The sequence below is a fragment of the Streptomyces sp. NPDC005393 genome, assembly GCF_040606675.1.
Taxonomy (GTDB): Bacteria; Actinomycetota; Actinomycetes; order Streptomycetales; family Streptomycetaceae; genus Streptomyces.
This window is the reverse complement of sequence record NZ_JBEXFG010000027.1, coordinates 67,547-81,185: the sequence shown is the minus strand read 5'-3', so window position 1 is coordinate 81,185 and position 13,639 is coordinate 67,547. Positions and strand designations below refer to the sequence as shown.

11 protein-coding genes and 2 pseudogenes are annotated in these 13,639 nt (G+C 73.9%); 6 read left to right on the top strand and 7 right to left on the bottom strand.

The window, feature by feature from the left end:
- Positions 1 to 15: 15 nt before the first annotated feature.
- The gene (locus ABZS71_RS22105; RefSeq protein WP_356212656.1) at positions 16 to 1,476 is read right to left on the bottom strand and encodes a sialate:H+ symport family MFS transporter; all 1,461 of its coding nucleotides are present in this window, start codon (positions 1,474 to 1,476) and stop codon (positions 16 to 18) included.
- Positions 1,473 to 2,411, bottom strand: a complete 939-nt coding sequence (locus ABZS71_RS22100; RefSeq protein WP_356212653.1) for a dihydrodipicolinate synthase family protein — start codon at positions 2,409 to 2,411, stop codon at positions 1,473 to 1,475. The genes ABZS71_RS22105 and ABZS71_RS22100 overlap by 4 nt, the downstream gene beginning before the upstream one ends.
- 296 nt (positions 2,412 to 2,707) lie before the next feature.
- Here ABZS71_RS22100 and ABZS71_RS22095 point away from each other — a divergent pair, with 296 nt between their 5' ends.
- Positions 2,708 to 3,103: a DUF1203 domain-containing protein gene (locus tag ABZS71_RS22095; protein ID WP_356212650.1), complete on the top strand. Its 396-nt coding sequence runs from the start codon at positions 2,708 to 2,710 to the stop codon at positions 3,101 to 3,103.
- A gap of 12 nt (positions 3,104 to 3,115) precedes the next feature.
- Here ABZS71_RS22095 and ABZS71_RS22090 read toward each other — a convergent pair whose 3' ends face one another.
- Entirely contained in the window at positions 3,116 to 3,835 is a 720-nt protein-coding gene (locus ABZS71_RS22090; protein ID WP_356212647.1) for an endonuclease V, read from the bottom strand.
- A gap of 30 nt (positions 3,836 to 3,865) precedes the next feature.
- On the opposite strand from ABZS71_RS22090, the gene ABZS71_RS22085 reads away from it, so the two are divergent.
- Both ABZS71_RS22085 and ABZS71_RS22080 read left to right on the top strand, forming a co-directional pair.
- Positions 3,866 to 4,165 (top strand): YciI family protein, encoded by a 300-nt coding sequence (locus ABZS71_RS22085; protein WP_356212644.1) that lies wholly within the window; start codon positions 3,866 to 3,868, stop codon positions 4,163 to 4,165.
- Positions 4,162 to 4,458, top strand: a complete 297-nt coding sequence (locus ABZS71_RS22080; protein ID WP_356212700.1) for a CDGSH iron-sulfur domain-containing protein — start codon at positions 4,162 to 4,164, stop codon at positions 4,456 to 4,458. Before ABZS71_RS22085 ends, ABZS71_RS22080 begins: the two co-directional genes overlap by 4 nt.
- Here ABZS71_RS22080 and ABZS71_RS22075 read toward each other — a convergent pair.
- The gene (locus ABZS71_RS22075) at positions 4,455 to 5,987 is read right to left on the bottom strand and encodes a hypothetical protein (protein ID WP_356212640.1); all 1,533 of its coding nucleotides are present in this window, start codon (positions 5,985 to 5,987) and stop codon (positions 4,455 to 4,457) included. The two genes, ABZS71_RS22080 and ABZS71_RS22075, sit on opposite strands and share 4 nt — an antisense overlap.
- 230 nt (positions 5,988 to 6,217) lie before the next feature.
- Between ABZS71_RS22075 and ABZS71_RS22070 the strand changes: the two genes are divergently transcribed.
- Positions 6,218 to 6,634 (top strand): SsgA family sporulation/cell division regulator, encoded by a 417-nt coding sequence (locus ABZS71_RS22070; RefSeq protein WP_356212637.1) that lies wholly within the window; start codon positions 6,218 to 6,220, stop codon positions 6,632 to 6,634.
- A 138-nt stretch (positions 6,635 to 6,772) separates the two neighbouring features.
- On the opposite strand, the gene ABZS71_RS22065 is transcribed toward ABZS71_RS22070, so the two are convergent.
- Positions 6,773 to 7,453 carry a GPP34 family phosphoprotein gene (locus ABZS71_RS22065; RefSeq protein WP_356212634.1) on the bottom strand — a complete coding sequence of 227 codons (681 nt, stop codon included), beginning with the start codon at positions 7,451 to 7,453 and terminating at the stop codon, positions 6,773 to 6,775.
- Between the two features lie 85 nt (positions 7,454 to 7,538).
- Entirely contained in the window at positions 7,539 to 10,880 is a 3,342-nt protein-coding gene (locus ABZS71_RS22060) for a hypothetical protein (protein WP_356212698.1), read from the bottom strand.
- 132 nt (positions 10,881 to 11,012) lie between these two features.
- Here ABZS71_RS22060 and ABZS71_RS22055 point away from each other — a divergent pair, with 132 nt between their 5' ends.
- Entirely contained in the window at positions 11,013 to 12,488 is a 1,476-nt protein-coding gene (locus ABZS71_RS22055; RefSeq protein WP_356212631.1) for an oxidoreductase, read from the top strand.
- Between the two features lie 340 nt (positions 12,489 to 12,828).
- Here the strand turns inward: ABZS71_RS22055 and ABZS71_RS22050 are convergent.
- A pseudogene (locus ABZS71_RS22050) lies at positions 12,829 to 13,307 on the bottom strand (MFS transporter); the annotation flags it as partial.
- Here ABZS71_RS22050 and ABZS71_RS22045 point away from each other — a divergent pair.
- Positions 13,298 to 13,532, top strand: a pseudogene (locus tag ABZS71_RS22045) (helix-turn-helix domain-containing protein); the annotation flags it as partial. The pseudogenes ABZS71_RS22050 and ABZS71_RS22045 sit on opposite strands and share 10 nt — an antisense overlap.
- Between the last annotated feature and the right edge of the window lie 107 nt (positions 13,533 to 13,639).

Genomic DNA, 13,639 nt, shown 5'->3' with positions numbered 1-13,639 from the left:
CTCCGGTGGGTCGTGCTAGCTGGTCTTCTCCACGCTAGCCTCCGCCACTGACAACGGCCGTCCGGGCACGAGATGGTCCTCGGCCCCCGCCGGATCGGTCAGCCGGCCCAGACGGCGCGGCACATCGCCGCCGATCAGCACGATCACCACCAGCGTCAGCCCGAAGGTGAGCACCGCCAGCGCCCGTCCGAGTGACATGCCCTCGGCCAGGTTGGCACCGAGCACCGGCGCCACCGCGCCGCCGAGCGCCCCGGTGTTGTAGACGAAGCCGAGCGAGGCGGCCCGGCTCCCGGTCGGGAAGTGGCTCGCGATGTACTTCGGCAGAATGCCGGAGATCCCCTGGCTCAGCGCGAGCAGGAAGAACAGCAGCACCCCGAGCCCGACCAGAGTGTCCCGCACCGCGAAGACCGGGAAGACGAAGGCCAGCGAGGCGAGCAGGGTGCAGGCGTAGGCGCGCCGGGTACCGAGCCAGTCGCCCGCGAAGCCCGCGAGCCAGCAGCCGAACATCGTCCCGAATCCGGCGTAGAACATCACATCCGTGACCTCGCCGGGCGAATATCCCAGCTCCGTCTTCAGATAGGTCGGCAGCAGCGCCTGGATCGGCCAGCTGTAGAGGAACGCGCAGAAGACGGTGCACATCAGCGCCACATACAGCAGCCGGCGGGGCCGCCCGCCCAGCTGTGCCGCGAAGGCGAACAGGCACCCCGCCGCCAGCAGCGACAGCGGCCAGCGCAGCCCCTCCCCCAGCGGGGTGAAGACACAGAACAGCGCGGCGCTCGCGGCCACGGCCAGCACGGTGTTGACGGAGGCCCGGCGGCGTCCGGCGAACAGCGACCGGAAGGGGTTCGGCCGCGCCTTTGCCGCCGCCACCTCCTCATGCCAGTCCCCGGCCTCCGGGAGCGCACGCCGCACCCACAGCGCCACCAGGACCGGCAGCACGCCGATCCAGAACATCCAGCGCCAGCCCCAGTGCGGGACCACCCACTTGTAGAGCTCGGAGGCGATGATCGTGCCGCCCGCGTAACCCGAGATCAGAAAGCCGGAGGCGCGGTTGCGCAGCCGCGCGGGCCAGCTCTCCAGGACATACGTCGCGCTCGCGCTGTACTCGCCAGCCATGCCCATGCCAATCACAAGGCGGGCCGTGAACAAGCTGATGTAGTTCCAGGCGAAGCCGCACGCGAAGGTGCCGAGCGAGTAGAGCAGAATGCTGACGATCATCGCGGGCTTGCGTCCGTAGCGGTCCCCCAGCGCGCCGAGCAGCGCCCCGCCGAGCCAGCGGGTGATGAACGCGCCCGAGATCAGGCTCGCCGCCGACGCCGTACTCAGATCGAACTCATCGGCAATCTCGGTCAGCACGAGCGTGATCAGCACGAAATCGAAACCGTCGAGGAGATAGCCGATCCACGCGGCGAACATCGACTTCCACTGGCCCGGGGAGACCTCCCGGTACCAGGGCGCAGCGGCGGCGTCGGTCACGGCAACAGCCCCCCGTCCACAAGGACCTGACGTACGGTCTTGACGGCGGCGTCGCCGAGCGGCACCTGCGGCGCGGCGGTGGCCGGGCAGTCGATGACGCCCAGCAGATGCAGCGCGGCCTTGAAGCCGCCGAGCCCCGAGGAGCTGCCGCCCATCAGGGCCGGGTCCCCGGCGCCGGTGAGGGCGAAGAGCGCGGCCAGCCGGTCCTGTTCGGCCGCGGCGTGCTCCCAGCGGCCCGCCCGCGCGTGGTCGTAGAGCCGGACGAAGCCCGCCGGATCGACATTGGCCAGGCCCGGTACGACACCATGGGCCCCGGCCAGCAGCGCGCCGTCCACGGCGAGTTCGGAGCCGGTGAGCACGGAGAACGACCCGGCGAGACCGCGGCGGCGGACCTCCACGAGCAGCCGGCGCAGCGCCCCGTCGTCCCCGCTGCTGTCCTTGACCCCGGCGAGCGTGCCATCGGCGGCCAGCGGAAGGACGATCGCGGGCGTCAGCTTGGAGTGGACGGCGATCGGGATGTCGTACGCGAACAGCGGCAGCCCGGCGCCGTCGCGCAGCCGCCGGAAGTGGTCGGCGATCTCCACGGGGTGGGTGCGGGTGTAGAAGGGCGCGGTGGCCACGATCCCGTCCGCCCCCAGCTCGGCGGCGGTACGGGCGTGGTCGAGGACCCGCTCGGTCGTCATGTCGATCACCCCGGCGAGCACGGGCACCCGGCCGTCCGCCGCCTCGATGACCGCCTGGAGGACGGTACGGCGACGGCGGTCGCCCATATAGGCGGCCTCGCCGCTGGAGCCGAGCGCGAACAGGGCGCTCACGCCCGCGCCGATCAGCCGCTCGACGAGGACGGTGAGGGAACGCGTGTCAACCTCACCCGCCGGGGTGAGCGGGGTGCACAGGGGCGGAACGACACCGGTGAGCGGAGCCGGAAGACTCATGGCGACCCAGCTTTCTGAAGAGCAGGGCAATCTGAAGAGCAGGGCAATACGGACGTGGGACGTCCTGTGTTCGGGGCCGAATCTGACGGAGCACCGAGCGTGCTGTCAAGTATTTCGCCACCGGCCGTTTCGCCCCAGCGCACTGTCCGAATCCCGCCGGCGCCCGGAGAATCCACGGAGAGCACGGGACCCATGAGCGACGACGACCAGAACCGCTATGAGATCCGGGCCCTCGCGCCCGACGTGCTGAAGCAGCTCGGACCGGCGACGACGCGGGCAACCCCCCGCGCCTGGTGGTGGAGGACGAGGAAGGCGGCAACCCGCTGCGCTGCTGTCTGGGCCGCAGCCTGCCGTACGCGGCCATCGCGCTCGTCTCCTACGCCCCGCTGCGCCGCTGGGCGCGCGAGACGGGCGCCACCCCCGGCCCCTACAGCGAGGTGGGCCCGGTCTTCATCCACCCGGACGAGTGCGGCGGCTGGACGGGGTCCGGCTTCCCGGACGGCATCCGCGGCCGGCGGCGGGTGCTGCGGGCGTACTCCGCCGCGGGCGGCATCCTCGGCGGCCGGCTGCTCGACGGCGGGGAGATGACGATCGCGGAGGGGCTGGCCGAGCTGTACCGGGATCCGCGGGTGGCGGCGCATGTGCGCGCGGTCGAGTTCGGCTGCTTCCTGGCCGGGACACGGCGGAGCTGACGGCCGCTGTTCTCAGGGACGCGTACCCGCGAGAGCCCGGCGGCACAGCGCGTCGGCGCGCCGTGTCGTCTCGGGCTGCCGGTAGTCACGGGCGAGGTGGAGCGTGTACGCGCAGGCATCCGCGATGCCCACCCGGTGGCCGACCGAGACGAATACCGGCTTCACCCCGTCCTGGGTCCGCAGGGCGCGGCCGACCTCTTCGTCCCCGTCCAGGAGCGGCGACCAGTCGCCACGGCGCGGACCGGGCGCGTCGTGGCGGACGGTGAAGGGATTCTTGGCCACGCCGATGGCGGGCAGCCCGGTGAGCACCCCCAGATGGCTGGCCAGCCCGAAGCGGCGGGGGTGGGCAAGGCCATAGCCGTCACAGATCACCAGGTCGGGGCGGTGGCCAAGCCGGTCCAGGGCACCGAGCGCGTCCAGCACGGCCGGGATCTCACGGAACGCCAGCAGACCCGGTATGTACGGAAAGGCCACCCGGCCGACCGCGGTCGCCTCCCCCACGACGGCGAGACTCCGGGCGTCCAGCGCCACGGCGGCGGCCGCCACCACACCGCGCTCGTCGTCGTACGCCACATCCACCCCGACGACCGCGCCCGCGCCCTTCCCCGGCTCGGGCACCTCGCCCTCGGCCACGACAGACGCCCGCAACCGCTCCTGGACGGCGATCGCCTCGGCCTCGGTGGTGGGCCAGTCGCGGGGCGTATCGGACGGTGGATCGACGGCACTGGTCATGGTGCGGCCCACGTTACTAGCCTGCGGATCATGTTCGTACTGGAGCTGACCTACACCGCGCCCCTCGACCGCATCGACGCCGCCCTCCCCGAGCACCGCGCCTGGGTCGACGCCCACTTCGCCACCGGCGCCTTCCTCGCCTCCGGCCCCAAGCAGCCGCGCGACGGCGGAATCATCCTGGCCCTCGGCGAAGACCGCACGAAGATCGAGGAGATGGTGGCCAGCGACCCCTTCACGGTCGCGGGCGTGGCCGATTACACGATCACGGAGTTCGTCGCCACGAGGACGGCACCGACGCTGGAGGAACACCGCCGGCAGCCGCCGTCCTGACCGGTGGTGGGGCGCGGGCGCCGCACGCGGTTGCTCGGGCGCAGCGCACCCCGAGCAACCGCGCCGGCGCGGGCGCTTCGGCGGCGCAGCCCAGCCGCCCCACCGCGCTCGCCCGCACCGACTCCGGACAGATCCTCGTCCGCGGCGATCTGCTGATCGAGACCGCGGACGGCCCCCGCAAGGAGACCCGCGCCACGCTGTGCGGCTGCGGGGCCAGCCGTAACGACCCGTACTGCGATGGGTCCGGCCCGTGCGGGAACGCCGTCCGCGGCTGCGGGGGCCCGCAGGCCTAACGGCTGACGCAGACCCGGACCAGCAGCGACACACAGTCCTTCGAGTCGTCGGGGGACGACGCGGTCGGCTTCGGCGTGGACCCGTCGGTCGGCTTATCGGTCGGCGAGTCGCTCGGCTGCGGCTGCTGCGGCCGGCTCGGCGTGCCCTGCGGATCCGCCGTGCCGCCGCCGTCCGTCGGCTGCCCTGTCGGCTCGTCCGTCGGCGTATGGGACGGGGTACCCGACCCGGACGAAGAGGGCGAAGAGGGCCGTGACGAGGGCGAAGCGGAAGACGACGGTGTCGACCGCGAGGGGGACACGGCGCTCGACGGCACATCCGTCGGCGAGTGCCCCACGGGCACGCCCGACGCGGACGCCCGACCCCGCGACGCATCCGACCGCGGGGCGCCCGGCTGTCGCGATGACGCTCCGGACGCGGAAGACGCAGCGGACGCGGCGGACGACTCCCCCGAACCCGACGACGAGCCGGACGAACCGGACGAGCCGGAAGAGCCCGAAGCGTCGGAAGAGCCCGAAGAATCGGACGATCCGGATGTGTCGGAACCCCGCGGCTTCGCCGGCGCCGATGCCGCCGCCGGCTGCCCGGCCTCCACCGAGCCGCCGCCCGTCAGCGTCAGGCCCGCCGCGACCGCCGCCCCCGCGATGACCAGCACACCGACCCCGGCCACCGTCGCCGTGACCGGCCCTGCCTGGCGTATCTGCCCGCGTATGAGGTGATGCACGGAACGGCGTGTGGAGACGAGCGGCCCGCCCGTCGGGGCCGCGTGCGCGGCGCCGAACGCCACGGTCGCCGCCCCGGCGCCCGCCCCGGCGGCGCCGAGGGCACCGGCGGCCGCCAGCGGCGCCAGGAACCGGGCCGTGCCCCGGTCGTGCAGGGCCAGCAGCGCCGGCCCGGTCAGCGCGGGCAGCCGGTCGTCGGCCGCCACCAGCTGCTCCATCCGGGCCCGGCAGTCGGCGCAGCCGTCGATGTGCACCGCGATCCGCTCGGCCTCGTGCGGGGAGTCCGCGCCCTGCACATGTCCGGGCAGCCGCTCCCAGTGCCCACCGCAGGCCGCGCTCGCCGGCGTACCGGGCTGGGCCCGCAGGAACTCCTGACGCACGCTCTCCCGGGCCCGGTCCACCAGAGCCGCCGCGCCGTCCGCGCTCGCCCCCGTGCGCCGCGCCACCCCCTCCGGCGACAGCCCGTCCACCTCCGCGAGCCACAGCGCCGTGAGCCACCGCTGCGGCAGCTCCTCGAGGACCCGTACCAGCGGTTCGAGGTACGACGCCTGCTGCGGCGCCCCCCAGCCCGCCGCCGCGGTGGAGAGCCCGCGAACGGCGCTCGTCAGCTCGGCCGGGACGGCGTCGGCGCCGATCTCATGGCCCGCGCGCAGTCGCCGCCAGACGCGGTAGTGCGCCTCGGCGGCCAGGTCACCCGCCGTCCAGGGGTTACCGGTGAGGGTGCGGGCATACCCGACAAGGCGCGGATATTCGGCTTGGTAGATACGGGTGCAGGCGGCCGCGTCCAGCGCCGCGTGACCTTCGGTCATGGTGGAACAACCCCTGGGGTGGGTGCCTCGTCGCGGCCGGAGTTTTGTAACAGCTCCGCACGGCGCCCGAGACCTTGCATGGATTTCGCAAGCCTAAATGGCGTATGTCCCCTCCAAAACCACGTCGTGATGTACGTCACGTGCACCGTGGGTGCACTGCCCTGATCGCCCGTACGTCTTAACGGTCGTAAGAGGCAAGGACCCCCGCCACGATCGCAAGGGAGCCGGCGTTGACCACTGTCATCGACCAAGCCGTTCAGGCCCACCTCATCGCGTCGACGCCCGAGGCACGCGCCATCCCGGCTTGCCTGCGCTACGAACGCGACGACCCCTTCGCCGTCCGGATCTCCTTCCCGCCCGCGGCGTCGCTCGACGGCTCCGCGGTGGAGTGGACGTTCGGACGTGAGCTGCTCGCGGCCGGGCTGCGGGGCCCCGCGGGCAACGGCGATGTGCAGATCTGGCCGTGCGGGCCGCACCACACGGTGCTGGAGTTCCATGCCCCGGAGGGCATGGCCATGGTCCAGTTCACCACCGGCGACCTCCTGAGATTCCTCGGCCGCTCGTACGCCATCGTCCCCGAGGGCAGCGAGATCGGGGAGCTCGACCTGGACGACGGTCTGGCGTCGCTGCTGAACGACGCCGCCTAGCCAGCGCGCGCCCAGCGCTCGTACGCACGGCGGTGGAGCGGCGTGCGCGCCGCGTGCCGTACCGCCCCGTACGGCCCCGTACGGCCCCGTACGGCCCGGTACGGGGTCGTGTGCGCGTCCGGCGCCGCCACCGCTCGGTCAGTTGTTGATCGCGGACGTGGTCGCCGCCAGCATCGCCGTGGTGACAGCGGCGGCGAGCGCCGTCCGCACCTGGGCGATCACCTTCTCCAACGCCCGCCCCACGCCCCCGCAGCGCTCCCCCAGTTCGATGATCCGCTCCTTGCGCGCCTTGGCGTCCTTGGCCGTCACCACGGTCCGTAGCTCACCCGCCGCCGCGAGGGCGACCAGCGCCGCGTCCCGTTCGGACACCTCGGCCACGGGCTGCGCGCCGTGCAGGACGCGCACCGCCTCGTCCCGCATCCCGGCCACCAGGTCGGCCCGTTCCAGTGCGTACTCCCTGGCCGGGAACAGCCCCAGGACGCGCTTTCCCGCCGAGCGCACATACCCGGCCGCCACCATCTGGTGGCGGACCGCGCGCTCGGTCAGCTGCGGCTGATGTCCCACCCAGGTCTGCCAGGTGCGCGGCCGGGACTCGCCGATCAGCTCCAGCAGCCCGTCCAGGGCCGGGTCGCCGGTGCCGGCGTCGGGGATCGGGCAGGGCCGGCCGTCCGCGTCGGTGAGCATCCCGCGCTGGACGAGTTCGGTGAGGGCCGCGGCGCGTACGAGATAGCCGGTGTGGGCGCCGGCGGGCTTGCCGGTCTCGGGGTCGTAGGAGAGCAGGTAGAGCGAGGCGGCGAGGGAGAGCGGGCCGTTGGGCACGGGAACCTCCGGCGGTCGGGTGTCCGGTGGGCGGCCCTCCCGACCATAACGGCCGGGGCCCTCATGACCCGTCACTCCACCGCCGTCACTCCGTCGCCGTCGTCAGCCGCAGCGCCGCGTCCCGCACATCCGGGTGCGGATGGCGGCGCAGCGCGCGCAGCCGCTCCCGCCAGGGCTCCGCCCATTCCGTCCGCGCCCCGCCCACTCCCGTGAGGGTCGCGGCGAAGAGCCCGGAGGCGTGGCCTCCGTCCTCGCCCAGCCGGCGCGCGGCGCGCAGCAGGGCCTCGCCGGAGCCCGGCCGCATCGCGGTGTTGAGCCGCTGGTGCAGTACGTCGGCGGTGCGGGCGGCGAGCGCGGAGCGGGCGGCATGGAGCCGGGCGAGGCGGGCGAGCGCGGCCGCGAGCGGGCCGGGGTGGGCGTCCAGGTCGAGGGCGTTGACGAGGACATGAGCGGCGTCCTGGACGAAGGTCTCGTAGCCCGCGAGGAGTTCACCGGCCGCGGTCGCGGTGGGTCGCATCGCGGGGGACCGCATCCGGCTGTGCATCGCCAACCGGTCGGCGATGTGCCGGATACGGCGGCGGGCGGGCCGGTCGCGGTCCGGTTCGGCGTCGGGCGCGCCGGGCCGGGCGTCGGCGGTGGCGAGGGCGGCGAGGGCCCAGGCCAGGGGGTTGTCCTCGGGCACCCCGTCCGGGGCCGCCGCCATCAGGTCGAGCAGGGAGTCGGCGGCGGACCGCCAACTCGTCCGGTTCTCCAGGTCGGTGACGGCCGCCACCAGCACCGCCGCCGCGTCCGGCGCCCATGGCGACCAGACGGCGAGCGCCGCGTAGCCCGGCGCGGCCACCTCGGGGTCGTCCGTATCGCAGACGACGCGTATGAGCTGGGCGTAGCGGGCCCGGTGTGTTTCGGGGAGGTCGAGCGGGCGGGTGCGCAGCACGGCGTGGCGCAGCTCGCGCCGCCCGCCCGCGGCGGCTGCCAGCAGCTCCCAGGCGCGTTTGTGGTCGAGCAGCCGGGTCGCGAAGGCCACACAGGCGGCCTGTACGTCGTGGTGCTGGCCGGGCAGCTCGTACGCGTCGGCGAGCAGCGTGGCCGCGTCGGGCACCGGCAGCAGGGTGGCGGCGAGCCGCGCGGCCTCCTTACGGCTGGTGACCTTGGCGGGGACGGGCGGTACGGCGGTGGCCACACCGTCGGGCGCGAGGACGCCGCGCACCAGCCGGCCCAGCCGCGACGGCTCGACGTACAGGGAGGCTCCGGTCGCGGCGTGGACCGCCACCCGGGCCCGGTCGCCGCCCGCGTGGGCGAGCAGCGCGGGCAGCGACTCCCCCGGCCGGTCGGTCCGGGCGAGGGCGGCGAGCGCGGTCTCGGCGAGGACCACGTCATCGGCGGCGGCCCAGGCCCGTACGGCGGTGGCCCCCACGTCCGGGATCGGGGCGGCGGCGGCGATGGCCGAGGCGCGCTCATGGGACCGCAGCGAGGTGTCGGCGGCGGCGCGGGCCAGGAGGCGGGCGGCGGCGGCCTGTTGCCGGGGCAGCCAGCGGCCCGCGTCGCGCCCGGTGGGCGGGGTCCAGTGGGTGCCGGGTGTCAGGAAACGCCCGTACGGCGGGGTGTCGGCGAGGACGAGGTCGAGCAGATCGGTGCGGCGGCGCGTCAACACCGCGAGAACGGGCGGCAGTACGGCCGCCGAGGGCTCCTGCGCGAGGAGGTCCGCGACGCGCGCGTCCCGCTCGCCCGCCGGCTCCAGCCACAGCCCGATGGCGGTGCCGACGGTCGCGTCGCGGCCGAACTGGATGGCCTGCCGCAGCAGTTCCTGCAGCTCCGGCATGGCGTGGGCACGCCGGCCGAGCGAGCGGGCGAGGGCGAAGGTCAGCTCATGGTCGACGCGGTCCGCGCCCGCCTCCAGCCAGGGCCGTAGCGCCTCGAACACCGCGTGCTCCTGGCCGCGCCGCAGCTTGTGGTCGAGCCGCCCGAGGTCGGCGGCGCCGACGCTGCCCGCGAGCCGGGTGACGGTGCGCAGCGCCCAGCCGAGCAGCTGACGCCGCCCGGTGACGGAGTGCTCGCGCAGCAGCGCGACGGCGAGGCGACGCAGCGCCTGCCGGGTGGCCGGGGACGAGTCGCGGGCCTGGATCGCGTCGGCCGCGACGCGGTCGAGATGCTCGGCCGCGTCGTCCGTGAACAGCGCGGGGTGGGTCGCGGCCAGCGCGCCGAGCGCGGCGGAACGCACCGGGTCCTGCTCATTGCGCAGCCGCTCCAGCAGCCGCAGCAGGGAGGTGACGGCGTCGGGGTCGCCGGAGCGGGCGGCGTTGCGGATCAGCAGCGGATAGGCCAGGGCACGGTCCTCCGCCGAGGAGCGGCCCACCGCCGCCAGCAACTCCTCGCGCGCCTCCTCCACGGGCAGATACGCGACCGCCTCCAGCACGGTGGTCCACGGCGCGCCGCACTCCCGCGCCTGGACGGCCATCCGGCGCGCCTCGGCCTGGCGGCGCGGACGTGGCAGTACATCGAGTACGGCGGGCTCGACGACGGTGTGGGCCGGGTCGCGCCCGGCCGTGGCCGTGTCGAAGAAGTCGGCGCGACGGGCGGGCGGCAGGGCGGCCAGCAGCCGGGCGAGCGCCTCGGCATCATGCCGCAGGGCGCGGCCCAGGTCGATGAGTTCGGGCGGGTCGGCACGCACGAGTCGGCGCAGCACGGCGGGGTGCGGACCCGGGCCGCGGAGGGCCCCGGCGCGGTCGGGGGCGAGCAGCAGCCGCAGCGTACGGCCGGGCTCGACGGCCACCAGCGCGCCCAGCCGTCGCCGCACGGGCAGCGGCAGCGGTCCATGGCACAGCAGCTCCAGCAGGTCCAGGACGCGCCGCGGCTCGGCGGACGCGGCGAGCGCGACGCCGGGCGCGTAGCGGAACCACCAGTCGCCGCGCAGCGCGACGGGCAGCCCGGTCAACTGGCGCGCGGCCTCATCGAGCACTGCCACCGGGTGGCGGGAGACGAGCGGCCGCCAGCCACGGACAGCATGGAACAGCCCGGGCAGCAGCCGCTTCACGGTCTCGGCCCCGCACCCGGGCAACAGCCGGGCCGCCTCGCCGTCCCCCCAGCGCTCCCGCAACGGCTCGATGAGCCGGTCCGCCAGCGCGGTCCGCCGCCCGGCCACGACCGTACGCACCAACTGGCGCCGTACGACGGCGGGCGCGTCCTCGAAAGCCGCCTCCAGCGCGTCGTCGCTCACCGCACCCCGACGGGCGGCCCGCAGCGCGCGGTGGCGCACCACGGGGTCCGGGTCCGCCAGCCTTGCCCCGAGATAGTCGGCGCGCCCACCGACCGCCGCCACCACGACCGCCAACCGCCGCTCATACGCCCCGCCCCGGCCCAACCCGTCGAGCAGCGCCCCGAGCTCGCCCTTGTCGCTCGCCGCCCGCGCACGCACGGCCAACTCTCGCATCCGACGCGGACAGGACAAGGGATCGAGAGCGCCGAGCAATTCGTCAACGAGGGCGCGAGGGGCTTCGACGTCGTGGACCATGCCAGGGATTGTGCACGCTGGAGGAGGATTCAGGGGATGGATGGGGGACCGATGCCGACACTGGATGATCTCAACGAACCGGAACGTCGTCTGAGGGAGGCCTTCGCGACCGGTGCCGAGGTCGATCTGCGGCGCGCCGCGGTAGCGGGTGAGTCCGACGACGACGGTTCCGGCTGGGGGCCGCAGCGCACCGTGCGAGCCGAAGTCATCCGTTCTCTGCTGCTCGGCGGCGTCGACAGTCGAAGGGGCGAAACCCCGGTGGTCCACCTCGTCGGCGCCCGGGTGTCGGGACAGCTGAATCTGGAATTCTCCGAGGCGTGCTGCGTCCTACGGCTGGAGCAGTGCTGGTTCGAGCAGGCACCCAAACTGTACGGGGCCACGCTGCGCGTCACCGGTTTCGGTGGCTCACACCTGCCCGGGCTCCAGGCCAGCGGCACCACGGTGGCGGGAAACCTGGACTTGACGCACACACGGGTCCGGGGAAAGCTCGGCCTGACCAACGCCCGCATCGACGGCAGTCTGCTCCTGCAGGGCGCACGTCTGTCCAACCCCGATGGCCTGGCGCTCAACGGTTCGTGGCTGGAGGTCGGCGGCGGCATCGTCGGCCGGGACGGATTCCGCGCCGAGGGCGAGATACGCCTGCTGGAGGCGCGGGTTGGCGAAGGGCTGCATCTGGAGGGCGCGCATCTTCACCATCCCGGCGGTGACGCCCTGCGCGCCGAGAGCATGCAGATCGCCTCCCGAGTCGACTGCGACCAGGGCTTTCATGCCCATGGTGCGATCGTCCTGACCGACGCCACCGTCGGCGGCCGCATCACCTTCCAATCCGCCACGATCCGCAACCCCACCGGACATGCGGTGGCCTGCCGACGCCTGCGGTCCCCGGAACTCGACCTGCGGACCGCGCACGCGGAAGGCACCGTCGATCTGCGCCATGCCCACCTCGATGTGCTGCACATCGCGGCCGGCGCAGCCCATCCTCCCCTCTACCTCGACGGACTCGTCTACCGCTCATGGGAACCGCACCTGCCCGCCGAGCGACGCCTCGCCCTCCTGCGGCATGACCCCGAGGGCTATCGGCCGCAGCCGTACCAGCAGTTGGCCGCCACCTACCAGTCCATCGGCCACGACGACGACGCACGCGGCGTCCTGCTGGCCAAACAGCGTCACCGCCGCGCCACCCTCCGCCCTGCCGCGCGGGCATGGAGCTACCTGCTCGACGCGGCAGTCGGCTACGGATACCGTCCCTGGCTGGCCGGACTCTGGCTCACGGCACTCACACTCCTCGGCACAGCGACCTTCAGCACCGCCGGCCCGAAGCCCATCAAACCCGGCGAAGGCGCGCCCTTCAGCCCCCTCGTCTACACCCTGGACCTCTTGATCCCCATCGGCGGTCTGGGGCAGCGGAACTCCTGGTACTGGGAGACGGGCCCCGTCCAATGGCTCGCCTACACGCTGATCGCGGCAGGCTGGCTGCTGACGACGGCCGCCGTCGCGGGCGTGACACGCGTACTGAACAGAAACTGACGTCCTGACCAGCCGCGGCTCCGCCGACTGCCGCCCCGGTTCCGCGCCTGCGGTACCCCCTTCCGAAAAACGCTTGACCCGGCGCAACTACCTCGTCAAGCAACTTCGCGGGGGTCGGACGTTGCCATGGGGCGACGGCCGGCAACGCACACACCCGGCCAGGGCGACTCGCCGCCGGCGTCGGGATGCGTTCTCGCTTGCTCGGGGAACTTGACGTTCCCAGCGTCGGTCGGTCACCCCGTGGCGGCGTCGTAGGCTTCCTGGCCCGGCTGAGGGCCCGTACAGAGTGTCGGCTCGATCATGCGGGCGACCCCCATCGGACCGTTGCCACGCCCGGCTCGCGGGAGCGGAATCCGCGCCGGGGCAGCAGCGGCCGGGCAGCCGTCACCCGGCGTAGGACGAAGGCAACGAGCAGTACGAGGGCGAGCGCGCCGAGGCCGAGGGTGTGCGCCCGAGAGCCAGCCGCGCTGGTCCGTCTCGACGATCGTGTGGACGCCGAGCATCAGACCGCTGGTGACCAGGAGCGCGTCCGCGCCGGCACCGAGCCCGGTCCCGGGGCTCCGGGAAGAGCGTCACGATCATGCCGAGGCTCACCGCCGAGGCCATGGCACCGCCGAGGCCATGGCACCGCCGATGCCCTGGACAAAGCGTGCGGCGATGAGCGTCTGCGGGCTCCCGGCCGCCCCGCACAGCACGGCCACCGGGCCGCCCCGCCAGAAGCAGCAGCCCGCCAAACGCGATCGGGTACGCGTTCACCGTCCAGGCCGGCCCGGAGGGCGAGAAGCCGAGGTCGCGCTGGATGGCGGGGAGCCGCCGCACACACGGTCCGCCTCACCGGGCTGGAGCGCTCGATCGAGGGCATCAGCCGGCGCATGCTCACCCTGAACCTGCGCAAGGCACCCGACCGTGCCGCCCAAGGTCGAGTACGAGCTGACGGACATGGCCAGGGAGCTGTACGAGTCGCTGACGGGGCTGGTGAGCTGGGCGGAGCCGCATCGCACCGCGATCCGCTCCGCCCGCCGCGCCTACGGCGCGGCCCAGTAGAGCCCCGCGAGGGGGCCGGAGCGATCCCGTACGCCGTGCGCGGGTGACCGGCGCCGCTTACGCTCGGTGTGTGGGCCGGCCACGCGGATCGACGGAACGACCACGGG